The following is a 24,083-nucleotide window of genomic DNA, read 5'->3' on the forward strand; positions in this document are numbered from 1 at the left end:
CATTTTTGCAACAACTGTTCATACGAACTGCGTTTAAGCTTCCTCAGACTGGTCTTGCGCCTCCGCTTCCATCTGTTCATAGAGGGCATCACGGCGCTCGTTGGCATCAATATTAAGTACCAAGGCGATGGCTACTGACAAGACCAGAAGACTGTTCCCTCCTTGCGATAGGAAGGGGAAGGTTACTCCTGTAGACGGAATGAGACCTGATATTCCACCGATATTGATGAAGGTCTGCATGAGTATCATACCGCCAATTCCCAAGGCCATCATGGAGTTAAATGGATTCTTTGCCCGAATCCCTACCAAGATAATTCTCAGAATCAGGAAAAAGAGTAAGGCCAAAATCAGACTGGCACCAAAGAAACCAAACTCTTCTATCACGATAGAAAAAACAAAGTCCGTATGAGCTTCCGGCAGATAACCGCGCTTCTCAATAGAGTTCCCCAAGCCTAGACCAAACCAGCCGCCATTACTCATAGCATAGTAGGAATTAGCCAATTGGTGGCCTGAGCCAGACAGATCCTTGAAGGGATTGAAGAAAGCGCTGAAACGCTTGGCCACATATCCAAAGACTGGAATCTTGGCCACGCGCTCAACCCCAATCAACCAAATGCTAGCTAGAACCAAGCCAGAAACACTAACAATGGCTCCCAGCATCGTAGAAAACCATCGATAGCCAATCCCGCTGACGGCTATCATTATCACGACGGTCAAAAATAGAATAGTCGCATTTCCAAGGTCTGGCATAATAGCTACAATCCCAATCAGAATAGCCACCATGGTCCGCCAGTCGTTAAAGGCTTTAGGAAACCAATGGTTGTGAGTCAGGGCTTGATAGTCATAGACCTTTATCTCATCCTGCCTCTTTGTGAAGCGAAAAGCTAGATACCAGACCAGAATAATCTTCAAATACTCCGCAGGCTGAATACTGAAAGCTCCAAGCTTGAGCCAACCATGGGCGCCGTTAATAGTCCCAGTTATAAAACGAGATAAAAGCAAGAGGATAATCTCAGCAAAGATAACTATAGTCAGGATACTTCCTTTTTTTAAGAAACCCAAGCGGATTCTATATAGGAGCGCAATTATAAAGAGACTTATTATCCAAAAAATCCCCTGATTCATGACCATCCCAAAACCATTTCCTCCGGCCTGAATCGAGGTAGGACTCGTCGTTGAATAGACCACAATCAATCCCAAGACAGATAAAATCAAATAGGGAATCAAGATGGAATAATTCAACAAGTGCTTCTTGTCAATTTTCATATTTCACCATAAATTTCTAAAAATTCAATTCTCATTATACCACCTTTTGGATTGAAAAAAAAGCATTAGTGGAGAGACTGGAATAATATGACCTTGCTTTCTCTCTTTTACATAAAATTGTGATAAGATAGGAAGCAAACAAAGGAGGAGAACATGACAGACATTTATGATATCGAAATCCAAAAACAAGACGGAAGTCTGCAAAAAATGAGTGATTATAAAGAAAAGATTCTGCTGATTGTCAATACAGCGACCGGCTGCGGCTTCACTCCTCAGTACCAAGAACTGCAGGAACTCTATGAGCGCTATCAGAAAGACGGATTTGAAATTCTAGATTTCCCCTGCAATCAGTTTGGCCAGCAGGCACCTGGAGACGCTGCAGAAATCAACAGCTTTTGCAGCCTTAACTACGGAACGACCTTTCCCCGATTTGCTAAGATTGATGTCAACGGTCCTCATACCGCTCCTCTCTTTGACTGGCTCAAAAAAGAAAAGTGCGGTCTTCTGGGTGAGAAGATTAAATGGAATTTCACAAAGTTTCTGGTCAGCCGAGATGGAACAGTCATCAAACGTTTCTCTCCGCAAACTTCTCCCAAAAAGATTGAAGAGCTCATTCAAAAGCTATTATAAAAGGTAAGAAAAAGCAAAATGATTTATCCAACGACAATTCACCGTCCACAGCTTAGCTAAGCTCTTTTAAAAAAATAAGACATTTTGAGCTTTCAAAACGTCTTGTTTTTGCATTATAATATTTCAATTATATTACATTTTATTCATTTTCCAGCAATTCTGGGGATATTTTTTGCTTTTTTATTTGTTTTAAGTTAAAATAAACCAGTATGAGGAAGAGGATTAAACCGCTTGCAATCCTAATTTTCTTTGCTTCTTTTATCGCTTTAATTTTGATAAGCAAGCAAATTACTGACTCTCAGGAAAAGCAAGCACAGGCAAAAATTTCACAAACTAAACAAACTCCAAGTTCCTCAAAAAAAGAGGAAACATCTGAAGATTCGTCCTTGGATGAAGAGTTTATTTCCAGACCAATCATTGACATTTCTGGCTGGCAACTGCCGAGTGAGATTAATTACGACTTACTCGCACAGAATGTTTCAGGAGTAATTGTCCGTGTTCATAGTGGATCGCAGGCAAAAAAAGAAAATGCAGCAACCCATCTGAATGGTCTGGACAAGTCTTATGAAAGACATATCAAAGAATTTCAAAAGCGCAACATCCCTGTTGCTGTCTATGCCTATGTGGCCGCCAATAGCAAAAAAGAAATGGAAAAAGAAGCTGAAAGTTTCTACAAGGCTTCTGCCAAGTACCATCCAACCTATTATTGGCTAGACGTCGAAGAAAAGACCATGTCTGACATGAATGCGGGAGTTGAGGCTTTCCGAGCCAAGCTAGAGTCACTTGGTGTTAAAAATATTGGTATCTATATTGGAACTTATTTTATGGAGGAGCATAGCATCTCTACCGATAAATTCACAGCAATTTGGATTCCGACTTATGGTAATGACGACGGCTACTACAATGCCGCACCAAATACGGAGCAAGATTACGACTTGCATCAGTACACATCACAAGGACAGCTGACTGGCTTCTCCCATTATCTTGATTTGAACCAGCTGTCAACCTTGAAAGACCAGACGGCTACTTATCAAAAGCTATTTACAGTTCCTAAAGAAAGTCAATAGCTCAGAACGACAGCTCAAGTCTCAAAGACTGCTGTCGTTTTTTATTGTCATAAAATAGGAAATTTCCAGTCGTTTCCTCTTAATAAAGCCTATATTTTATGATATAATGATTTGATAAATGAAATTAGAAAAGGAAAATACAATGATTTCTTGGTTGAATAGAATTTTCAAAGGAATGGTCATTGCACTTGGCTTTATTTTGCCGGGAGTTTCAGGCGGTGTTTTAGCAGCTATCTTAGGTATTTACGAGCGCCTGATTCATTTTTTAGCCCATTTAAAGGAAAACTTCGTCGAAAATGTTCTCTATTTCATACCAGTTGGAATCGGAATGATTTTAGGAATTGCCGCTTTCTCCTATCCTGTCAATCTGCTGCTGGACAACTACAAAGTGATTGTCCTTTGGGGATTTGCTGGAGCCATTATTGGGACTGTTCCCAGCCTCATTAAAGAGTCTGTCGCTAAAAGTGAGCGTGATCGGACTGATATTCTCGTTTTCTGGGTCAGCCTCATCCTTTCAGGAATCTTTCTTTATTCCCTAAATGGGATGGTCGGCACCTTGCCAGCCAACTTTCTCTCTTTCATCCTAGCAGGAGCCTTGATCGCACTGGGCATTTTAATTCCCGGACTCAGTCCGTCCAACCTTCTCTTAATTTTAGGACTCTATGCACCTATGCTGAATGGCTTCCGCAAACTGGACCTCTTGGGCACCTTTCTTCCAATTGGAATCGGTGGTGCCTTAGCACTGATTCTCTTCTCTAAGCTCATGGATCATATTTTGAAAAACTACTACTCTCGTGTCTATCACTTTATCATTGGCATCGTCCTATCCAGTACACTTCTCATTGTAGTGCCACAAGCAGGAAACAGTGAAAGCATAAGCTATCATGGAGTTTCTGTATTGACACTTGTCCTTGCAGCCTTTTTCTTCGGTCTGGGAACCTGGTTGGGTCTCTGGATGTCACAATTAGAAGAGAGATATACTAATGGCTAAAAAAACAAAAATCAAAAAAACTCTGGTCGAGCAAATTTTAAGCAAGGCTAAGATTGAACATAAAGGTCTGCAGCTAAATGCCTTAGCAGAACACCCAGCCGATGGTTTGGACCGTTCGCAGATTTATAAAACTTTAGCCTTGACAGGAGACAAGACTGGCACACTGATTGGTATCCTGCCTATCACAGAACATCTATCTGAAAAGAAAATGGCCAAGATTTCCGGCAATAAAAAAGTCAGCATGATTCCCCAGAAAGACTTGGAAAAGACAACGGGCTATATCCACGGAGCCAATAATCCTGTCGGTATCCGTCAAAAGCACAACTTCCCAATCTATATCGACCAGTCAGCTCTAGAGCGAGATAGCATTATCGTTTCTGCCGGTGAAGTCGGCCGCAGTATTGAAATCAAGGCTCAAGATTTGGCAGATTTTGTTCAAGCTGACTTTGCAGACCTCAAGGAAAATTCTAGCTCATAATTCTTCAATACTGCACCTAATATTCTCAATAAACCCTAATAAGAAAGAAACAATCAACCACTATGAAATTATATTTTGTCCGACACGGAAGAACGGAATGGAATCAGGAAGGCCGCTTTCAGGGAGCCAGCGGTGATTCGTCACTGCTGCCAACCGCTGTTGAAGAACTGCAAACCCTAGGAAAACATCTGGCTCAGACACAATTTGGAAAAATTTTCAGCAGCGACCTCCCACGTGCCATTCGCTCTGCTGAGATTATCCAAGAAGAAAGCCAGTTTCCGACTGAAATCGTATCAGTACCTGAACTGCGAGAATGGCAGTTGGGAAAACTGGAAGGCGCAAAAATCTCTACCATAGAAGCCATCTATCCGCATCAGATGGCTGCCTTCCGCCACAACCTTTCGCAATTTAATCATACGTTTTTTGACGCTGAGTCAGTCTACCATACGACCCACCGGACCATTTCCTTTATCAAGACCTTAAAGGACAAGGACTATGAACAAGTGCTCATTGTCGGGCACGGAGCCAACTTAACCGCCAGCATTCGAACCATGCTGGGCTATGACACACCTCTTTTGCTCAAGAATGGCGGTCTGACCAATGCTAGTATCACCATCCTTGAAACAGAAGACTTTGAGAATTTTGAGCTGATCACTTGGAATAATACGGATTATTTAGTTGAAAAAGCAGAAAATTAAGGCTGGATTTCTAGCTTTTTTTCTTACTTTATAGCCAAATATAGATGAATTTCCCTATCTTTTGTGATAAAATAGGTAGGAAAACTTTTGGAGGAAAAACATGACTACTGAACATATCGAGGAATTAAACGACCAGCAGATTATCCGCCGTGAAAAAATGGCTGCGCTGGCTGAGCAGGGAATTGACCCTTTTGGCAAACGCTTTGAGCGGACTGCTAACTCTGCTCAACTAAAAGAAAAATACAACGATAAAGATAAAGAAGAATTAAACGAACTCAATGAAACAGCTATTATCGCTGGCCGTCTCATGACCAAGCGTGGCAAAGGAAAGGTTGGCTTTGCCCACATCCAAGACCGTGAAGGCCAAATCCAGATTTATGTACGTAAGGATGCTGTTGGTGAAGAAAATTATGAAATCTTCAAAAAGGCCGACTTAGGGGATTTCCTCGGTATCGAAGGTGAGATTATGCGGACAGATATGGGGGAGCTTTCTATCAAGGCGACCCACCTTACTCACTTGTCTAAGGCTCTGCGTCCCCTCCCTGAAAAATTCCACGGCTTGTCAGATGTTGAAACCATCTACCGTAAACGTTATTTGGATTTGATTTCCAACCGCGAAAGCTTTGAACGCTTTGTCACTCGCTCAAAAATCATCTCAGAAATCCGCCGTTACTTAGACGGGCAAGGTTTCCTTGAAGTTGAAACTCCTGTTCTCCACAACGAAGCAGGCGGTGCTGCTGCCCGTCCATTTATCACCCACCACAATGCCCAAAACATTGACATGGTACTGCGGATTGCAACCGAGCTTCACCTTAAACGTCTTATCGTCGGCGGTATGGAGCGAGTGTATGAGATTGGGCGTATCTTCCGAAACGAAGGAATGGACGCAACTCACAATCCAGAGTTCACTTCCATCGAGGTTTACCAAGCCTATGCAGATTTCCAAGACATCATGGACTTGACTGAAGGTATTATCCAACATGCAGCCGTCTCTGTTAATGGAGATGGACCAGTCAACTACCAAGGAACTGAAATCAAGATCAACGAACCATTTAAACGCGTTCACATGGTAGATGCCATCAAGGAAATTACAGGCGTTGACTTCTGGCAAGAGATGAGTTTTGAAGAAGCTACTGCCTTGGCTAAAGAAAAGAAAGTTCCGCTTGAAAAGCACTTCACCGAAGTTGGCCATGTTATCAATGCTTTCTTTGAAGAATTTGTGGAAGAAACCTTGATTCAGCCAACCTTTGTCTACGGTCATCCTGTAGCAGTATCACCTCTGGCCAAGAAAAATCCAGAAGACCCACGCTTCACGGACCGTTTCGAGCTCTTCATCATGACCAAAGAATATGCCAATGCCTTCACCGAGTTGAACGATCCAATTGATCAATTATCTCGTTTTGAAGCACAGGCAAAAGCCAAAGAACTGGGTGATGACGAAGCAACTGGCATTGACTATGACTTTGTCGAAGCTCTGGAATATGGTATGCCACCAACTGGAGGTCTGGGAATCGGTATCGACCGTCTGGTCATGTTGCTAACAAATGTTACGACCATTCGCGATGTCCTGCTCTTCCCAACGATGAAATAATCTGTATTTTATACGATATTAAGAAAACAAATCCTGCTGGAATTCCAGCAGGATTTTTACATCACAAAAAAGCCTGGTTCCCCAGACTTTTTTTGTATTATTCATACCTCAGTGCTTCAATTGGATCCAGTTTAGAGGCTTTATTGGCCGGCAGGATTCCGAAGAGAACACCGATGGTTGCTGAGAAGAGAAGGCTAACGATGCTGACTGGTAGAGATACCGTTACTGGTGTTCCTTCCAGCATTTGACTCATGGCTGAGCCTAATACAGAAGCAAGTCCTGCAGCTAGAAGCAGGCCAATCAAACCACCAATCAGTGTCAAAATCATAGACTCAATCAGAAATTGCATTAAAATATTGCCACGCGTTGCTCCCAGAGCCTTCCGTAGACCTATTTCCCGAGTCCGCTCAGTGACAGATACCAACATGATATTCATAACGCCGATACCACCAACAAAGAGTGAGATTCCGGCGATGGCTCCGATAACACCTGTCATAGCACCATAAATATTTTGCACTTCCTGATAGAGGGCACTATCATCTGTCACTTGATATTCGCCCTGTTGGAGACCAGCAATTTCTGTTAATTTCTTGGCAACCTTAGGACCAAGTTCTGGAACCAAGCTGGTATCATTCACCCGAAGAACAATCTCTGAAATTTCATCGACTCCAAAGTTTGCAGCTATGAGAGTATTGGTCGTAATGGCATTACCACCATAGACCTGCATGGAGCCAGAGGCAGCAGCAGTTTCAGGATCTCTATAAACCCCAATCACCCGATAGTTACTGGCGCCCACTGTCACAATCTTATTGATTGCTTCTTCAGCGGAAGAAAAGAGGTTCGCAGCCAAATCTTCGTCCAGCAGCACTACACTGGCAAAGCCTTGATAGTCTTGCTGCCTCAGAGCACGACCAGCAATGATTTTGTATTTTTTCACCTGAATATAGGTCATGTTTGCTCCGACAAAGTTGACGCGCTCAGCCTGCTTATTTTCGTAGCTAAAGGTTTCCATAGCTGAGTTGGTCACATAGTAGCCGTCCACTCCCTTGATATGGGTCAATTCTTTAACCCAAGCTTCCTGGGCCTTGGGTGGCTCTACCACTTCTTCGCTTTCATCTTCCACATTTACAGAATAGAGATCAGCCGTTTGTGTGTAGGAGCCATCCTTACTCTTTTTAGGAGAAAAGACAAGACGCATATTTTTCTGACTTTTGGTAAAACTCTCATTGACCCGCCGGGTAATGGAATCTCCTAAAGCCATGATAACCACAACCGAAGCCACTCCGATAATAATCCCAATCATGGTCAGGAAAGACCGCATCTTGTGTCCAAGAATGGAGCTAATGGCAAATTTCCAGTTTTGCATTAGGCTAGTCCTCCTTCCTTAGCGCTATCAGATGAGATGACGCCGTCACGAATGACAATTTGCCGTTTGGCATAGGCCGCAATCTCAGGCTCGTGGGTTACCATGATAATGGTTTTCCCTTCTCGATTGAGCTCAGTCAAGAGCTCCATAATCTGCTCGCCAGTCTTGGTATCTAGGGCCCCCGTCGGTTCGTCAGCCAGAATCAGCGAAGGATTATTGACCAAAGCACGCGCAATGGCTACTCGCTGCTTCTGTCCTCCAGAAAGCTCTGAAGGCAGATGATGCATCCGCGTGTCCAACTCCACCTTGGTCAGAAACTGCTCGGCCAAGGACTTGCGTTTAGACTGACCAACACCTGCATAGATCAAGGGCAGTTCCACATTTTGCAAGGCATTAAGCTTAGACAAGAGAAAGAACTGCTGAAAGACAAAGCCGATTTGCTTATTTCGAACCTTAGCCAGCTTCTTATCACCTAGCTTAGCGACTTCTTCGCTTCCTAGATGGTATTCACCAGTGGTCGGACGATCCAGCATCCCAATGATATTCATCAGAGTAGACTTACCAGATCCAGACGGTCCCATGATGGCAACAAACTCGCCCTCTTCAACCTCCAGACTGATATCTTTTAATACCTGCAGTTCCTGGTCTCCATTGCGATAGCTCTTATTAATATTTTTTAACTCAATTAGCTTCTTCATAAGATTTCACCTCTTGACCGTCTTTCAAGCTATCTGTCGGATTGATGATAACTTTACTATCCTTTGTCAAACCAGATGAGATTTCTTGATTTTCAGCATCAGCATTTCCGAGCGTTACTTCTGTCTTCTTGGCAACTCCTTTTTCCAGGACCCAAACATAGTTCTTGTCTCCGTCCATTACCACACTGCTGACTGGCACAATGAGTCCCTGAGTATTGTTTTTAACTTCAATGTTGACAGAGAAACCTTGCTTGAGTTCACCAATCTCGCTGGTAATGTCAATTGTAAATGGATATTTGGAACCTGAAGCTGTTCCGCTACCACCTGTTCCAGACGGTTGAGCTGCTGCCTGCTGGCCGTCTTTCGGATAGTTGGAAATGTAGCTGATTTTACCAGTCCATTTTTTATCTGGGTAAACTTTTGATGTAATGGTCACTTCTTGACCGACAGACAAGTTAGCCAGATTGTATTCGGATAATTCACCCTTAATCTGCAGATTTCCATTGCTGACAATGTGAACCAAGGTTTGAGTGGCACCAGTTGTTGATTTTGAAACATCACGGTTAACTTCTACGACCGTACCATCTGCTGTGCTGGTCACTGTCAAGGCATTGAGAGTAGCTTGTGCTTTATTCATATTATCAACTGCATCAGCCCGAGCATCGCGCAGGTCAGCTGCCTGAGACTCTACAGAACGCTGAGCCTGAGCTTCAGACGCACCATCTGCTTCTTCGTCGCCAGTCGTATTTACAGTCACACCATTGGTCTGCAAGTCATGCAATTGACGATCAGCTTTGCTAACCGCCCGAGCAGCCGCATCATAAGCAGCCTGAGCCTCTGCACTTTTATAAGTAACCAATGCTTGACCGGCTGTCACTTGGTCACCGACATTGACCAGTACATTTTCCAAGTCACCCTTGGTGCTGTCATAGTAGATATACTGCTCATTGCTGGCTGTGACATTTCCTGTCAGCAAGACTGAAGAAGCCACTGAGCCTTCCTTGGCCTTCTGAACCAGCGGAGTCGTATCGATCGGTGCCTCAGAAGGATTCCCTCCGTTTAAAAACATGAAGAGAATTGCTCCTGCAACAACTGCAATCGTAGCTCCAATAATGCTAAATAATTGCCATTTCTTTAACTTTTTCATCTTTTTTCCTCCTCTTGATGAAAACGATTTTCTTTTGTTATATTATATCACAAGGCTATCATAATTCTTCTAAAAAAATTTACAGTTTTTCACAAATGGTTGCTATTTTATCTCAGATAGTCACTCCATTTAAATCCGTAGCAGATTTTTGCATTCACCTGCTAAAAAAGGTACAATTACCTCATATAATAGAAGGAGATTCTGATAAAATGAAAGAATTTGATATGATTGCTATTGGCGGTGGCAGCGGGGGAATTGCTACCATGAATCGGGCTGGCGAATACGGTGCCAAGGTTGCCGTTATTGAAGAAAAGAAACTGGGTGGTACCTGTGTCAATGTCGGCTGTGTCCCAAAGAAGATTATGTGGTATGGTGCTCAAATCGCTGAAGCTATTCAGCATTATGGACCAGACTACGGCTTTACCTCTGATAATCAAACTTTTGATTTTGCTACCCTTCGGAAAAATCGCGAAGCTTATATTGACCGAGCACGTTCGTCCTACGATGGTAGCTTCAAGCGGAATGGGGTTGAGCTGATTGAAGGCCATGCCCGCTTTGTGGATGCAAACACTGTCCAAGTCAACGGTGAGCTTATTCGCGCCAAGCACATTGTCATCGCGACGGGTGCTCATGCTGCTATTCCAAATATCCCTGGCGCAGGCTACGGAGAGAATTCCGACGATGTCTTCGCTTGGGAAGAATTACCTGAATCTGTTGCCATTGTCGGAGCAGGCTATATAGCAGTTGAGCTAGCCGGCGTGCTCCATGCTCTGGGAGTTAAAACAGACCTTTTTGTCCGTAAGGATCGACCACTGCGCAACTTTGACAGCTATCTGATTGACGGTTTACTCCAAGAAATGGAAAACTCTGGACTCCAGCTTCATACCCATAAGATTCCACAAAAGCTGGAAAAACTTCCTGATGGTCAGCTCAAACTCTACTTTGAAGATGGCAGCAGTCACACAGCCCAGCATGTTATCTGGGCAATTGGTCGTAAGCCAAACGTTCAAGACCTTAATCTAGACGCAGCTGGCGTCACTCTCAATGAACGTGGCTTCATCGCTGTAGATGAGTACCAAAACACTGTGGTTCCAGGTATCTATGCTCTCGGCGATGTAACAGGTGAAAAAGAATTAACCCCTGTTGCCATCAAGGCTGGTCGAACTCTGTCTGAACGTCTTTTCAATGGCAAAACAAATGCTAAGATGGACTACTCAACTATTCCAACTGTTGTCTTCTCCCATCCTGCTATTGGGACAGTCGGCCTGACTGAGGTAGAGGCTGTCAAGACTTACGGAGCTGAAAATATCCACGTTTATACATCTAGCTTCACATCCATGTACTCTGCTGTCACCCAGCACCGCCAACAGGCTAAGTTCAAGCTCATCACAGCTGGTGAAGATGAAAAGGTCGTCGGCCTGCACGGCATTGGCTATGGAGTAGACGAGATGATTCAAGGTTTCGCTGTTGCTATCAAAATGGGCGCTACCAAGGCTGACTTTGATGCTACAGTTGCTATTCACCCGACAGGCTCCGAAGAATTCGTGACCATGCGATAAAAAATTCAAAATCAGAAGAGGTTTGGTATTCCAGCCTCTTTTTGACTTCTGCTACCATTTTATAATAAAGATGTTGACCGTTCCATAACCTAATCTTTCATTTTACAGACGAATCTTACATTTTTGTAAGATTGCAATTTAAGCTGTTTCAGCTTCATTTGACTTTCCTTTCAAATATCAGTTTAATTGAAGAAATTCAGATTTTTTTCAGACAATAAACTTCTGCATCACTATTTTAAAAGGTAAGTTGTCAAATATCCATCAAGAAATTCCAAAAATTATGAAAAACGAGCGTTGTTTTTTTGCTTATTATAGACGATAAAGGGCCTGAAATGAAATCTCAGACTCCTTTTTCTTTATGGTAAAATAGCTACAGCCCTAACTGGTGAACCGCTGGCTTGATGCCAGTTGGGAAAGCTAATTGAGATGAGAGCACCCTTAGCCGGCAGCTGATCCAGATTAGCCATAACTTCTAGCTGATAAATGTCCTGCTCCAAAAGATAGTATTCATTAAGCAGCCCATGCTCCGCTGTAGGAATACCCGCATCTGTATCAAAAGTTTCGTGACCTACCGCCTTGACACCACGCTCATGGATAAGGAACTCTAGAGCATCCTGTCCCCACCCAGGAGTATGCTGAATCTCCTGATCATCCAGATTGCGCATGGCTGATTGACTTGGCCAACGCTTGGACCAGTCTGAGCGAAAGGCAATAAACGTTCCTGGCTCAATCTGCCCGTGCTCCGCTTCAAAATCTAAAATATCCTGCTTGTCCAGAATAAAGTCTGGATTCTCTGCTACTTCCTTAGACTTATCAATAACTACCAAAGGCAGGAAAAGATCTTTTAGTTCAATCTCTTCCAACCAGCGACCACCCTCCACAAAGTGAATCGGAGCATCAATATGAGTCCCGTACTGGCCAACTACAGAAAACTGCTGAACATGAAAACCGTCTTTCAAAGTGAAAATATCCTTCTTCTCCAAGGCAGGCAGAGCTGGAAAATGCGGACTATCTTCCTTGATCTGATGGGACAAGTTGACCCATTTTTTCTCCTGTAGTTCCTGATAAATTTTTAATAAATCTGTCATAGCCTTCTCCAATCTAGTCAGTCTTGCTTTGGGAAGATGTTAATTACGCACCCACACCTCTAGCAAAAACTCTTATTTACTTTTGCATTATTATATCAATCAAAGTGTGCTGCTGCAATTCTTTATAGCACTTTTAGATAATCCTTTTTTATTGAAAATAATATAGTTTAAAGCTATAGCTAATTTTTCTAATGAAGCCTATTCAAACATTGAAAATTTTGATATGATAGTACAAAGCAATCCAGAAATGAGAAAAACTGATGAGGAAAACAAAAAAACTTCTTGCGGCCTTGGGCATCCTTTTCTTTAATATTTTTGGTCTTATCGCCTTCTTCGTCTTGCTCATCAGAAGCAAGAAACGAAAATAAGAATCTGTCTGTATAATTGTCTCGTCCGATTAAGAAGGACTTGACTTTTTTTTATTTAGCTTTTAAAATAGTTACCATAAAATCAAAAAGAGGTTTACTATTTATGAACAAGAACAAAGCTTTTCTTCTTGCCCTCCCAGCTATCGGAGCTGCCTTCCTAGCTGTCCTGTCCCAATTAACTATTTCCATTGGCCCTGTCCCCATCACGCTGCAGACTTTTGCTGTAGGTTTGATTGCGACGATTTTCAAACCCCGCGAAGCAGTTTTGTCAGTCTTTATTTATCTACTGCTGGGAGCTATTGGCCTGCCAGTCTTTGCTGGAGGAAGCGGTGGTTTTCAAGCTCTCTTTGGGCCAAGCGCCGGCTATCTCTGGTTCTACTTACTCTTTTCCCTTGTAACATCCAGTCTAACCCATAAGGACAGTCCTTTCTATATGATTTTTATAGCCAATGTATTGGGTGACGCTCTCGTCTTTGTCGGCGGTATCCTAGGACTGCATTTCTTGGGAGGATTTGATTTCTCTAAGTCAGTCGCGGTTGGTCTTACTCCTTTTATCCTGCCAGACTTGCTAAAAATGGTTGTCATCACCATCATCAGCATTCCTATTTTTAAGAGTCTGAAATTTCATCCCTACTTTTCAGAGAAATAGAAAAAACTGATAGAGCTTTCTCTATCAGTTTTTAAATGCATCCACGAGAACTTGGAATTCTTCATTAGAAAGTGTAATTCCCTTGCCCATTTTGCTGTGGTCTGGACTCCAAGTCCGAATATCATACTTAGCTGGTGCTCCATTAAAGCTAACGCGATTAAGCTCCTTAGTCCAGCCCTTGTCATTTTCAGATAGGACCAGAAGTTTTTCTTCGATTTCGAATGTAAATTCAGCCATATTTCACCTCTTGTTTTATTTTCCAACTAATAATTCGTAAAAGAATTTACAATTTAGGGAATTTTGTTATATAATATATTGTAACAAGTTATGGAGATTTTAGCTATGAAAAAATATCTCGAAATGATTTTACAAAGAGCCAACGAATTTATCAGTGGTAAAAAGAATGAACAAGGACCAGAGGACAGCGGCCGCATTCTGCGTACCATCGAGCTAGCTCTGCGAAAACAATCTGGTGTCCACGTTATCTTTCTAGATAAAAGCTTCACTGGCGATATTGTTAAATACGATCGCGAGCGCCTGCAGCTGATTATCAAGAATTTCAAGAAAAGTATGACCACTATTATCCGCGTGCAGGACATCAAGCGAATCAGTCTCGTACCCAATAATATCCGTGAAGCCCAAAAGAAAGACATTCGCATCACCAACCGTCGTTTCAAAAGATAACTCTTCTATCCAGCTGGATGGAAGAGTTATTTGTTTGTCTGAAAATAAATTGATCGATGCTTCTTGCATCCTGGATTAAAAGGATGAGTACAGATAGGACAAGCATCCTCACAGCCAAGATACTGTGAAATAGTCAACTCGGTCCTGCAATGACCACAAAGAACTACTCGATCTTCTGAGCGACTCACAGGATAGGCTAGAAAAGCATGGTCTTCGTAGCGGTCATGGCAGAGAAAGCAAGGATAGTACTTCTGACAAGCAAAGCACTTAAGGGCTATGATATCTCTTTCACTGTGATAATGCTGGCAGCGAGTCTCCTCATCAAGAATATCTCCGTAAACCTGAATCACGTTATTTCCTCTCTGAAAACCTCTATTCATAAAAATGGCTTTTAGATTAAAAAGCCACCTATGAATAAAATATTAAGCTCGGACGGTCACGCTAGTGCCATCTTCCTTGTAAAGATTAATCAAGCCTTCCTTTCGAGCCCGCACCATATCGCCAGCCTCTACGGGCTGCTCCAAGTGAATGGTCAGAAGCTCCATCGGATTAGGAGCCCGATCAATTTTGTTACCTTCAGCATCTCGAAGGTCTGTGATAAAGGTTTCAAAATGACGGAAGCCTGGTCCGTAAAATTCAACCTGATCTCCTTCATGGATAACATTTCGCTGACGAATAGTCGCTGTCTGACTGTCTGCGTCATAGGCCACTACTTCTGCTACAAATTTGTATTCTGGAATCTTGCGTCGCGCTCCGAAAAGCTGCTCATTTTCAGTTGGAGTATGATAGTAGAATCCTGTGGCCAATTCACGTTGAGCAACCTTCCACATCTCATCAACCAGATCCTGCTTGATAGCTTCGAACTTTTCAGGACTTTCTAGATAAGCGTTCACTGCTGCTTTATAGCAGTTAGTCACCGTAGAAACGTAGTGAATAGACTTCATCCGTCCCTCAATCTTCAAGCTATCCACTCCATTTTCAATCATATCTGGTATGCGGTCAATCATGGACATATCAACTGCGGACATAGAAAATTCTTCTGGAACTTCCCCCTTCAAGCTCTTACGTTCTTGTCCAAAAGGCATGTCGTAGAGGTCATATTTCCAACGGCAGGATTGCGAGCAGCCTCCACGATTGGCATCGCGCATACTCATGTGGTTGGATAATGTACAGCGTCCAGAGTAGGAAATACACATGGCTCCATGAACAAAGGCTTCTATTTCAACGTCAGTCCGTCGGCGAATTTCAGCCAGCTCAGCCATAGAAACTTCGCGTGCTAGGACAACACGAGTCAGTCCTAGATTTTTCCAGAATTCCAGCGTTTCATAGTTAGTCGCACTAGCCTGAGTTGACAGGTGGATTTCCAGGCCGGGTGCTTCTGATGCTGCAATAGCAATCAAAGCTGGATCTGAAACAATAACAGCCGCAATCCCGATATCCCGCAAACGGCGGAACCACTCACCAGCTCCCTCTTCATTTCCCTCGTGCATGACCATATTGGCCGCGACATAGACCTTAGCACCATAACTAGCCGCAAACTGAACCCCTTCTTCCATCTGTTCAAAGGTAAAGTTCCCAGCCCGACTGCGCAGACCATAGGCCTGTCCGCCAATAAAAACAGCATCCGCTCCATATCGAACAGCTACTTTTAGCTTTTCCAAAGTACCAGCAGGTGATAACACCTCTGGTCGTTTCAACTTTCTTGCCATCATTTTCTCCTATTTGCAATATAAAAGTGTTGATGTCTAATCCTTATTATTTTATAGTAATTTGCCCCCAAAAGCAAGGTTCTTTGAATTATTTTCACAATTCTAATTTTCGAATTAATTCAAAAAAATAGTTTGGAACATATATTTTTTACTCATGTTTTAGAAATCTTATTTTTGTCCTCAAAAAAGAACTCCTAAAAGGAGCCCTAGTTTAAATATTTATTTTACCATATCAGGGTCATAGTCATAAAATCCTGTATCCAGAAAACGATTTTTCGGATGCAGTTTGTGAATCGCCTCATCCAGCACAAAGGCTTGATCTGAGCTAAACTTGCCTGCTTCAATCAAATCTCTCGCCTCTACAAAAATCTTAGCAATCTCGACAAAGTTGTGACCAGGTGTGTAGAGACCTTCTAGCTTCCAGTGGCAGAATCCATGATTAACCAACTCTATCAGCTTGGTCATCAAATCCAAGTCATTATTGGCAAAAATATGAGTACCATGATTGTCCTCAAAAATCGAATAATGGCTCTGCGGATCGCTTGGTTCCGCCAGAAATAGATCCCGTTCTCTAGTCTTCTCATCATCAATATGAGTAAAATTATAGTAATTCTGCAACAGAGGACGCTTGGAGTGATGGATGACACTAGCCCCGTAAACCAAGACTTCAGCAGGAATTTCCAAAATCTCTGGCATCTTAAAAAGCTCAGCAGAAGGAATCTCACGCGCCAAGACAGCTTCTGAAACTCCAGCGTTCTTTGCCCAAAAGTTAATCTGACGGCTGCTGGTAACCATGGTCGATGCGTCGTAAATGGTTTTTAATTTGTAGCCATCGCGTTGCAACACATAGAAAACACCAGCGTCCCCTACGGTAATATAATCTGCCTCAATCTCCTGCAGAAAATCAAGATAGGGCTTGATCTTATCCATCATTTCCTGATGCATGAGAGCGTTCACCGCAACGGTCAACTCCTTTCCTGCTTGGTGAACCAAATCAGAAATTCGAGTTAATTCGTCTAAACTAAAATTATGAGGTAAACGAAGGCCATAATTTTTCTCTCCAACATAAATTCGATCGACATCTGCCTCCAAAAGTTCCTCAACTTGCTCTATACTTTCAGCTGTTGCTGTAATAATTATCTTTTTCATAAAACCATTATAGCAAAAAAATATAAAGGAGTGGTTCTTCATTCGAATTTATTCGTTTTGTAATGCTTTTGTAATATTTTGGCCTGCAAAAAAATGGTAGAATTAGAGGGTACTGTAAGGAGAGAGAATTATGCACGTAAGAAAATACCAACAATATGATGACCCAACTGACTACTACTACCAAGAAATTGAATCTGAACAAACACCACTCTATCAAGAGTACTTACCTGAAGCAGAAACATCACCAAGATTAAGTGAACTCTTTTTCTTCTTAAATATTGCTGTGTTCTGTGTCTTGACAGTTTTGTTTAGCTTTGTATTTTTGAGTTTAAAAATGAATACATTTATGTCCTTCACTTTGGCCATTGCTTCCAGCCTGATTAGCATTCAATCTTATCGCTTGTTCGCAAAGAAACGCCAAACTAGCAAATAAACCAACCTTGTGATTCTACGATTTTAAAATATAAGAAAAACCGACGACGCTTTAAGTCCTCGGTTCTTTTTTTCGTTCTTGTAAACAAAGAAGACTAGCAATTTTGCTAATCTTCTTTGTTTTATTTTTCTTCTTGACTATCTTTTTCAACAGCCTTTTCTTCTTGTCCTTCTGTCGCTTCTGCTCCGAAGTCAATGATGATTTCTTCTGAAGGTTCCTCTTCTTCTTCGAAGATTACCGGTTCTTCCTCAGCAAAGCTGCTTTCTTCTTTATCAAATTTTTCTTTGATTTCGTTAAACTTATCTTGCGAGTAGTCCACTACTGACTTGGTCGTTTCTTTGACAGATTCGATGACTGTTTCAGTTGTAATCTCGCCTTTCTCAACTTTTTCTTTGGTTTGTTGAATTGCGCTGACAGCTTGATTTGAAAAGTCTTTAGCAGACTGAACGACAGCTTCGTGAATATCATCAGGATTTTCTTGGTATTCCTTAACAAAGTCCCGAACCTTATCTGTCGTTTCCTTTCCTTTCTTACTGGTCAGAAAATAGGCAGCAGCTGCACCTGTAACGGCGCCCAATAACAGTGATGAAAATTTTCCCATAATAGACCTTCTTTCTTATTTTTTAAACAATTTTGAAGCAAAACGCAAAGCAGATAAACCAGCTGTTGTCTTAACAGATCCCTTGCCAACAGACACTGCTTTTTTACTCAGCGTGCGCGCCTGAACATTTAAATCTGAAACAGACTCAGACAGGTCCGCCACAGCTGTAAACAACGGATCAATGGTTGCGACTTTTTGATTGATGTCGTCAGTTAAGACATTGACCTTGGCCAGCAAATCATTGGTTTGGTGAAGGGTCACGTTGACATCAGAAGTCAAGACCTTGATGGTATTTTCTGTTTCATCTAGCATCTTACCAGCTTTCTCGCCCAGATTTTTGACGGTTATCGTCAAGTAAATCACGAAGATAATAAGGGCAACCGCCAGTAAAGCATAAGCAATTTCAATTATCATATTTCTCTCCTTTCATCGCAGACGTCTCTTATAAGAGTCAGCGGCTCTAAGCATTTCTTATTCTTGATAATAAGGGGCTTTCTTTTTTCTTTGGTAAATGATGATGCCGATTCCGACAAAAATAAGAATCAGCGACAGCCATTGTGAAACACGCAGGCCAGCAAACATGAGACTGTCCGTCCGCATTCCCTCAATGATCATCCGACCAAATCCATACCAAATCAGATAGAAGGCGGCGATTTCTCCCTGTCTCAGCAACTTAGGCCGACGGCGGAGAACAATAATCAAGATAAAACCAAGTAGGTTCCATACAGATTCATAGAGGAAAGTTGGCTGTCTGTAGCTGCCTTCGATATACATATTTTCACGAATAAAGCTAGGCAGGTAGTCTAAACTCTTAACTGCCGCGCCATAAGCTTCATGGTTGGCAAAATTTCCCCAGCGACCAATACTTTGGGCAATCATCACACTTGGTGCTGCAATATCCAGAAAATCAACTGGATGAATCAGCCTTCTCCGACAGAAAAAGTAGAGAACGATAGCACCAGCTATCAGCCCACCGTAAATGGCAATCCCTGCTATTCCGCCATTCCAAAAATCAATGATTTTTATCAGATTCTTACCGTAATAATCCCATTCAAAGGCCACGTAATAAAGCCGGGCACCCACGATGGCTACGGGAAAAGCCACTAGGATAAAATCCAAAATATCATCAGGAATAATCTTCCGACGCGGAGCCTCTTTCATGGCAAGATAAACGGCTAAAACTAAGCCCGTGACAATACAGATGGCATACCAGCGAATACTGATAGGTCCTAGTTGGATAGCTACTGGATCAATCATGTTTCACCTCATTCCGGCTAATTAAATCGGTGAGGCGCTCTTCAAAGATCTTAGTAGCATCATAGCCCATTTGCTTAGCTCGATAGTTCATCGCTGCAGCCTCAATCACGACTGAGATATTGCGACCAGTCTTTACAGGAATCCGAATACGTGGAATTCTGACACCAGCAACCTCTAGCTCCTCTGTATCATTACCTAGACGGTCAAAAGTTTTTTGAGTATCGTAATTCTCCAAATAGACAGCTATCTGAACTTGAGAAGAATCTTTGACTGCACTGGCTCCGTATAAACTCATGACATCAATGATACCAACACCACGAATTTCCAATAGGTGGCGCAGGATTTCAGCTGGCTCTCCCCAAAGAGTCACTTCATCCTTAGCATAGATATCCACTCGATCGTCCGCAACCAAACGATGGCCACGCTTAACCAATTCAAGTCCTGTCTCACTTTTACCAATTCCACTGTCCCCTTGGATGAGAACCCCCATGCCATAGATATCCATCAGAACCCCATGAACACTGGTCCTCTCAGCCAGACGAGAATCAAGATAACTGGAAATTTCTCCAGACAAGCGGCTAGTAGAGGCTTTGCTTCTAAGAATAGCAACCTGCTTCTCATCAGCCGCATCAATCATTTCTTTAGGAATCTCTAAATTTCGAGCAATGATGACCACCGGCGTCTCAGGCTGGAACATTTTCAGCAGTACTTGATGGCGATTATGAGAGCTCATCTTCATCAGATAAGACCACTCTTTCATCCCAATAAGCTGTATTCGCTCGGGTGTATAAAAATCAAAATATCCAGTCATTTCAAGTCCAGGCCGAGAAATATCTGAAGTTTTAATTTCTTTCTCCAGCAAAACTTTATCTCCGTACTCCTGAGACAGACGAGACATTTTTAAGAGGTCTTTGACCTTTACTGACATTGTCTTCTCCCTTCAAATTTGTCTGCTTCTATTATAGCAAATTTTTACCTCAAAAGAATCTTTAAGATTGATTTTAGGTCGAAAAAATATTTTGATTTAAATCAACTTTTTAGTAAAAATAGAAAAACAGCCGGGACATCAATCGATCAGGCTGCTGAGAATTTTCTTTTGGTTATTAAAACAAGGATGTTTTTCTACAAAAGCCGGAACCTCTTTCAGAGGCAACCAGACATGAGCATCTGTTTCGCCTTCCTGATAGCGGACTTGGCTCTTATCGCCAGACACAACCACCTCATAGTAGTCGAAATGGCACTGATCATTGACAGAGCACACCTGCTCCAAAAGTCTGATGCTGTCAGGAACCAGACTAGTTTCCTCTTTTAATTCACGTAAGGCGGCTGTCTGGCTATCCTCTCCAGCCAGCACACTGCCTCCCGCTCCGAACTCATAATAGCCAGGATAAAAGCTTTTATTGGCTGACCGTCGCATAAAGAGAATATCACCATCCTGATGGCGAACCAAGACATTAACACAGAGATGAAACTGTCCTTCAGGAATTTTTTCTCCTCGAACCAAGAGATGAGGGAGTTGATTTCGATTTAAGTCATAGGCATTCCAAACTTCTGTCATATTTCCTCCTTAGATAAATTGCTAATATTTTGGTGATGTTTTTAAGTGTCAATTTACCTGGTTTTCTAGCTTGCTTCTTTTTTAGATTTTATCTAAAAGAAGCAAGCAGAAAATAAATCACGGTATAGAAATGTCTTACCCCCACATTCCCTACTTCAAGTAAAAAATCGGGAGTGTATCCCGAAATTTTCTATCTTATTAAGAATTACCAAAACCAGCCGTCTTTATCGTCTTCGATAGCTTCTGCTTCTTTTCGTTTGCGCGGGCCGGTTCCATACATTTCTTCTTCTAAGTCTTCTTTATAAGGCATAACCATAGCCAGCAGGATATAGATGAGAATTCCCAAGCCGAAATTGACCACAGTAAAGATAATAAAGAGGAAGCGCACCAGGCTCAGATCAAAATCAAATTTATCACACAGACCGGACAAGACACCGGAAATCAGTCGATTCTTTTTCAACTTATAGAATTTCACGTTCATGATAGAGACCTCAATGATCATATTTACTTTATTCTACCATATTTCATGAGAAAACAATCGGGCCAAAGGCTGATTATACCTTAGAAAATTCATTCTTTTGAAAAAAGAGAGTTCTTCAAGGAACTCTCTTGCTAATCTATCAAGCTTTCTCTGATAAACAGAGCTTGCCCATACAGCGTCCGCAACGGTATTTTCGAAGATTGACTCTACGTCTGCGACGGATAAGTGCTCCGCAGCTCAGACATTCATAGATGAGAAAAGATTGCGAATCTGACAATGAGGGGGCGTAGCGCAGACCATCAACTCGCTTGAGCAGGTCTTTAAAATCTCGATCCCCATGGCGGTATCCTTTGCCCTGATAATAGAGGTGATAGTGAACCAGCTCATGGCGGACAATTTTTCGGAAAGTCTCCAAACCAAAAGTTTCATAGATTTTTGGGTTAAAATCTAGATGACCATCTTTTGGAAAGAAGCGTCCTCCTGTAGTGCGGAGGCGCTTGTTCCAATAAGCTTGGTGTCGGAATTCCCAGCCAAAATCTTCAACTGAAACTTGCTTGACATAGTTAGTTAGATTCATTTGGTGCTATCAGAGAGAGGTTGACCTTCTCCCGCTCCACATCTAGCTTATCCACCCAGACAGTGACCAAGTCACCAACAGATAGGACTTGACTAGGATGCTTGATATAGTCTGTGCTCAGCTTGGAGATATGAATAAGACCGTCTTCGTGGATACCGATATCCACAAAGGCTCCAAAATCAACAACATTCCGGACGACTCCTTCCAGCTTTTGACCGATGCGCAGATCCTTGATATCCAAGACATCCTGCCGCAGAACTGGCGCGTCAAAGGAATCACGCAAATCTCGGCCAGGCTTGAGCAAATCCGCAATAATATCTTTGAGGGTTTCTTCTCCCAAGCCTAGCTCTGCAGCCAAACTAGCAGTCTGAACAGCTTTTAACTTAGCTTGGGCAGCTTCATCCAAACTGCTGATTTCCAGACGCTTAAAGAGCTCCTCCACAGCCTTATAAGACTCTGGGTGAACGCCTGTATTGTCTAGTAGGTTATCACTTTCAGGAATACGCAGGAAGCCGGCTGCTTGTTCAAAAGCCTTTGCGCCCAGACGCGGCACTTTCTTGATGGCTTCGCGAGACCGAATCAAACCTTCCGTTTCCCGGTACTTAACAATATTTTCTGAAATAGTCTTATTGAGACCAGCTACGTGGGCAAGCAGGGCAGGACTGGCGGTGTTGATATTGACTCCGACTTGGTTGACCACTGTATCAACGACAAAGTCCAGACTTTCAGACAGTTTTTTCTGGCTGACATCATGCTGGTACTGGCCAACCCCGATAGACTTAGGATCAATCTTAACCAGCTCAGCCAAAGGATCCTGCAATCGGCGGGCAATGGAAATAGCTGAACGCTTTTCAACCGTCAAATCTGGAAACTCATGACGAGCCAGTTCACTAGCAGAGTAGACAGATGCTCCGCTTTCATTGACGATGACATAGCTGACATTCGGATGAGATTTCAAAACTTCTGCTACAAAGGCTTCGCTTTCTCGGCTGGCAGTTCCATTTCCGATGGCAATGATTTCCACACCAAACTGTTCAATCAGCTCCGATAACTCTTTCTTAGATGCTTCAATCTGAGCTGGCTTTGCTGGCGCTACTGGATAGATGACATGGGTCGTCAGCATTTTTCCTGTCGCATCAACAACAGCCAGCTTGGCTCCTGTCCGAAAGGCTGGATCAAAGCCCAGTACTACGCGGCCTTTGAGAGGAGCAATCAGAAGGAGATGACGGAGATTTTCTGAGAAGAGCTGAATCGCACCATCCTCAGCAGCTTCAGTCAGCTCGGTCCGAATACGGCGCTCCATGGCTGGAATGATTTTCTTTTTAACAGCTTGCTGGACAGCTTCGATAATATAGGCATTTTTCACCTTGAAACGTACTTCAAAGAAGCGCAGGATCTTCTCGAGATTGTGCTCAAAACCAACCTTGAGAATACCTAGCTTCTCACCACGGTTAAGGGCCAGTGTTCGGTAGCCCTGCATGGTCGCTACTTTTTCGGAAAAATCATAATAAATTTGGAAGATCTGCTTTTCATCCAAATCACCGTCTTTGAGACTGGATACGATAAAAGAATTGGTCTGCATCTCATGGTAGGTCCAAGCCCGTAACTTGGTGTCTTCAGAAATTGCTTCAGTCAGAATATCCACTGCTCCTCAATCTTAGCTAAGACCGTCGATTTACGTTCTGCCAAAGCTGTCATGCTCTTATCTAGGTCAATGATTGCCTTAATCTCGACCTCATCCAGATTTCCTGTCATTTCCTTACGGTAACGAGCAATAAAAGGAATCGTATTTCCCTCAGCGGTCAGATCTAGGACCTGTGATACTTGGCTTTCTTTAAGGCCCAATTTCTGGGCAATTTTTTCAATATTTATATTTTCCATAACAATCCTATTATATCACAAGTGCTTTGAAAGATAGGCAGTTTTAGAACTATTTAGTACTATTTGTACAAAAAAATTTAGGGTAAATTAACGACAAAGGGTCTCTTATGTCTCAAAATTTCATTTTTTGATAATTGGTAGTATAATAGAATTATTA

At 42.5% G+C, this 24,083-nt stretch carries 26 protein-coding genes and 1 pseudogene; 10 read left to right on the forward strand and 17 right to left on the reverse strand.

Annotated features, from left to right (window positions below):
• Nucleotides 1-33 precede the first annotated feature (33 nt).
• Nucleotides 34-1,266: a cell division peptidoglycan polymerase FtsW gene (ftsW, locus tag K1J09_RS02105; protein WP_223322462.1), complete on the reverse strand. Its 1,233-nt coding sequence runs from the start codon at nt 1,264-1,266 to the stop codon at nt 34-36.
• 153 nt (nt 1,267-1,419) lie between these two features.
• On the opposite strand from ftsW, the gene K1J09_RS02110 reads away from it, so the two are divergent.
• From K1J09_RS02110 to lysS, 6 genes are all read left to right on the forward strand, one after another.
• Nucleotides 1,420-1,896: a glutathione peroxidase gene (locus tag K1J09_RS02110; protein ID WP_002920763.1), complete on the forward strand. Its 477-nt coding sequence runs from the start codon at nt 1,420-1,422 to the stop codon at nt 1,894-1,896.
• 209 nt (nt 1,897-2,105) lie between these two features.
• Complete coding sequence (locus tag K1J09_RS02115; RefSeq protein ID WP_002920762.1) at nt 2,106-2,963, forward strand: glycoside hydrolase family 25 protein; 858 nt, start codon at nt 2,106-2,108, stop codon at nt 2,961-2,963.
• A 142-nt stretch (nt 2,964-3,105) separates the two neighbouring features.
• Complete coding sequence (locus K1J09_RS02120; RefSeq protein ID WP_042762799.1) at nt 3,106-3,954, forward strand: DUF368 domain-containing protein; 849 nt, start codon at nt 3,106-3,108, stop codon at nt 3,952-3,954.
• The gene (locus tag K1J09_RS02125; RefSeq protein WP_223322461.1) at nt 3,947-4,432 is read left to right on the forward strand and encodes an aminoacyl-tRNA deacylase; all 486 of its coding nucleotides are present in this window, start codon (nt 3,947-3,949) and stop codon (nt 4,430-4,432) included. The genes K1J09_RS02120 and K1J09_RS02125 overlap by 8 nt, the downstream gene beginning before the upstream one ends.
• A 62-nt stretch (nt 4,433-4,494) precedes the next feature.
• Entirely contained in the window at nt 4,495-5,130 is a 636-nt protein-coding gene (locus K1J09_RS02130; RefSeq protein WP_223322460.1) for a histidine phosphatase family protein, read from the forward strand.
• Nucleotides 5,131-5,230: 100 nt separating this feature from the next.
• The gene (lysS, locus tag K1J09_RS02135; protein WP_223322459.1) at nt 5,231-6,721 is read left to right on the forward strand and encodes a lysine--tRNA ligase; all 1,491 of its coding nucleotides are present in this window, start codon (nt 5,231-5,233) and stop codon (nt 6,719-6,721) included.
• Between the two features lie 97 nt (nt 6,722-6,818).
• On the opposite strand, the gene K1J09_RS02140 is transcribed toward lysS, so the two are convergent.
• The 3 genes from K1J09_RS02140 to K1J09_RS02150 are packed head-to-tail and all read right to left on the reverse strand — an operon-like array spanning nt 6,819 to nt 9,932.
• Nucleotides 6,819-8,087: an ABC transporter permease gene (locus tag K1J09_RS02140; RefSeq protein WP_176798678.1), complete on the reverse strand. Its 1,269-nt coding sequence runs from the start codon at nt 8,085-8,087 to the stop codon at nt 6,819-6,821.
• Nucleotides 8,087-8,785: an ABC transporter ATP-binding protein gene (locus K1J09_RS02145; RefSeq protein WP_002899969.1), complete on the reverse strand. Its 699-nt coding sequence runs from the start codon at nt 8,783-8,785 to the stop codon at nt 8,087-8,089. The genes K1J09_RS02140 and K1J09_RS02145 overlap by 1 nt, the downstream gene beginning before the upstream one ends.
• Complete coding sequence (locus K1J09_RS02150) at nt 8,769-9,932, reverse strand: efflux RND transporter periplasmic adaptor subunit (RefSeq protein ID WP_002894989.1); 1,164 nt, start codon at nt 9,930-9,932, stop codon at nt 8,769-8,771. The genes K1J09_RS02145 and K1J09_RS02150 overlap by 17 nt, the downstream gene beginning before the upstream one ends.
• A 209-nt stretch (nt 9,933-10,141) precedes the next feature.
• Between K1J09_RS02150 and gorA the strand changes: the two genes are divergently transcribed.
• Nucleotides 10,142-11,491 carry a glutathione-disulfide reductase gene (gene gorA / locus K1J09_RS02155; RefSeq protein ID WP_223322458.1) on the forward strand — a complete coding sequence of 450 codons (1,350 nt, stop codon included), beginning with the start codon at nt 10,142-10,144 and terminating at the stop codon, nt 11,489-11,491.
• Between the two features lie 356 nt (nt 11,492-11,847).
• Here the strand turns inward: gorA and K1J09_RS02160 are convergent, their stop codons facing one another.
• Nucleotides 11,848-12,579: a cyclase family protein gene (locus K1J09_RS02160; protein ID WP_223322457.1), complete on the reverse strand. Its 732-nt coding sequence runs from the start codon at nt 12,577-12,579 to the stop codon at nt 11,848-11,850.
• 471 nt (nt 12,580-13,050) lie between these two features.
• Between K1J09_RS02160 and K1J09_RS02165 the strand changes: the two genes are divergently transcribed.
• Nucleotides 13,051-13,596, forward strand: a complete 546-nt coding sequence (locus tag K1J09_RS02165) for a biotin transporter BioY (RefSeq protein WP_223322456.1) — start codon at nt 13,051-13,053, stop codon at nt 13,594-13,596.
• 24 nt (nt 13,597-13,620) lie between these two features.
• Here the strand turns inward: K1J09_RS02165 and K1J09_RS02170 are convergent, their stop codons facing one another.
• Nucleotides 13,621-13,833 carry a YdbC family protein gene (locus tag K1J09_RS02170; protein WP_002897227.1) on the reverse strand — a complete coding sequence of 71 codons (213 nt, stop codon included), beginning with the start codon at nt 13,831-13,833 and terminating at the stop codon, nt 13,621-13,623.
• Between the two features lie 90 nt (nt 13,834-13,923).
• Here K1J09_RS02170 and K1J09_RS02175 point away from each other — a divergent pair, with 90 nt between their 5' ends.
• Complete coding sequence (locus K1J09_RS02175) at nt 13,924-14,280, forward strand: hypothetical protein (RefSeq protein WP_002899965.1); 357 nt, start codon at nt 13,924-13,926, stop codon at nt 14,278-14,280.
• Nucleotides 14,281-14,306: 26 nt separating this feature from the next.
• Here the strand turns inward: K1J09_RS02175 and K1J09_RS02180 are convergent, their stop codons facing one another.
• The 3 genes from K1J09_RS02180 to K1J09_RS02190 all read right to left on the reverse strand — a co-directional run bounded on the left by K1J09_RS02180 (nt 14,307) and on the right by K1J09_RS02190 (nt 17,138).
• A complete protein-coding gene (locus K1J09_RS02180; RefSeq protein ID WP_004186155.1) occupies nt 14,307-14,630 on the reverse strand; it encodes a CHY zinc finger protein in 324 nt (107 codons plus the stop codon).
• A gap of 72 nt (nt 14,631-14,702) precedes the next feature.
• Complete coding sequence (locus tag K1J09_RS02185) at nt 14,703-15,989, reverse strand: peptidase U32 family protein (protein ID WP_223322455.1); 1,287 nt, start codon at nt 15,987-15,989, stop codon at nt 14,703-14,705.
• Nucleotides 15,990-16,208: 219 nt separating this feature from the next.
• Complete coding sequence (locus K1J09_RS02190; RefSeq protein WP_223322454.1) at nt 16,209-17,138, reverse strand: peptidase U32 family protein; 930 nt, start codon at nt 17,136-17,138, stop codon at nt 16,209-16,211.
• Between the two features lie 130 nt (nt 17,139-17,268).
• Here K1J09_RS02190 and K1J09_RS02195 point away from each other — a divergent pair, with 130 nt between their 5' ends.
• Nucleotides 17,269-17,571, forward strand: coding sequence for a DUF3270 family protein (locus tag K1J09_RS02195; RefSeq protein WP_002894977.1), 303 nt, complete (start codon nt 17,269-17,271; stop codon nt 17,569-17,571).
• 121 nt (nt 17,572-17,692) lie between these two features.
• Here the strand turns inward: K1J09_RS02195 and K1J09_RS02200 are convergent, their stop codons facing one another.
• From K1J09_RS02200 to K1J09_RS02235, 8 genes and pseudogenes are all read right to left on the reverse strand, one after another.
• Nucleotides 17,693-18,172 (reverse strand): YtxH domain-containing protein, encoded by a 480-nt coding sequence (locus tag K1J09_RS02200; protein WP_223322453.1) that lies wholly within the window; start codon nt 18,170-18,172, stop codon nt 17,693-17,695.
• Between the two features lie 15 nt (nt 18,173-18,187).
• Nucleotides 18,188-18,586 carry a DUF948 domain-containing protein gene (locus tag K1J09_RS02205; protein ID WP_002894975.1) on the reverse strand — a complete coding sequence of 133 codons (399 nt, stop codon included), beginning with the start codon at nt 18,584-18,586 and terminating at the stop codon, nt 18,188-18,190.
• A 57-nt stretch (nt 18,587-18,643) separates the two neighbouring features.
• A complete protein-coding gene (gene lgt, locus K1J09_RS02210) occupies nt 18,644-19,429 on the reverse strand; it encodes a prolipoprotein diacylglyceryl transferase (protein WP_002903141.1) in 786 nt (261 codons plus the stop codon).
• Entirely contained in the window at nt 19,422-20,357 is a 936-nt protein-coding gene (gene hprK, locus K1J09_RS02215) for an HPr(Ser) kinase/phosphatase (protein WP_002894971.1), read from the reverse strand. Before hprK ends, lgt begins: the two co-directional genes overlap by 8 nt.
• 138 nt (nt 20,358-20,495) lie before the next feature.
• The gene (locus tag K1J09_RS02220; RefSeq protein WP_223322452.1) at nt 20,496-20,987 is read right to left on the reverse strand and encodes an NUDIX hydrolase; all 492 of its coding nucleotides are present in this window, start codon (nt 20,985-20,987) and stop codon (nt 20,496-20,498) included.
• A gap of 205 nt (nt 20,988-21,192) precedes the next feature.
• Complete coding sequence (locus K1J09_RS02225) at nt 21,193-21,468, reverse strand: PspC domain-containing protein (RefSeq protein WP_317627823.1); 276 nt, start codon at nt 21,466-21,468, stop codon at nt 21,193-21,195.
• Between the two features lie 139 nt (nt 21,469-21,607).
• Complete coding sequence (locus K1J09_RS02230; protein ID WP_002912889.1) at nt 21,608-22,045, reverse strand: SprT family protein; 438 nt, start codon at nt 22,043-22,045, stop codon at nt 21,608-21,610.
• Nucleotides 22,032-23,926 (reverse strand): annotated as a pseudogene (locus K1J09_RS02235) (Tex-like N-terminal domain-containing protein). Before K1J09_RS02235 ends, K1J09_RS02230 begins: the two are co-directional and overlap by 14 nt.
• Nucleotides 23,927-24,083 lie beyond the last annotated feature (157 nt).

Source organism: Streptococcus sanguinis, from assembly GCF_019928825.1.
GTDB classification, from domain to species: domain Bacteria; phylum Bacillota; class Bacilli; order Lactobacillales; family Streptococcaceae; genus Streptococcus; species Streptococcus sanguinis_L.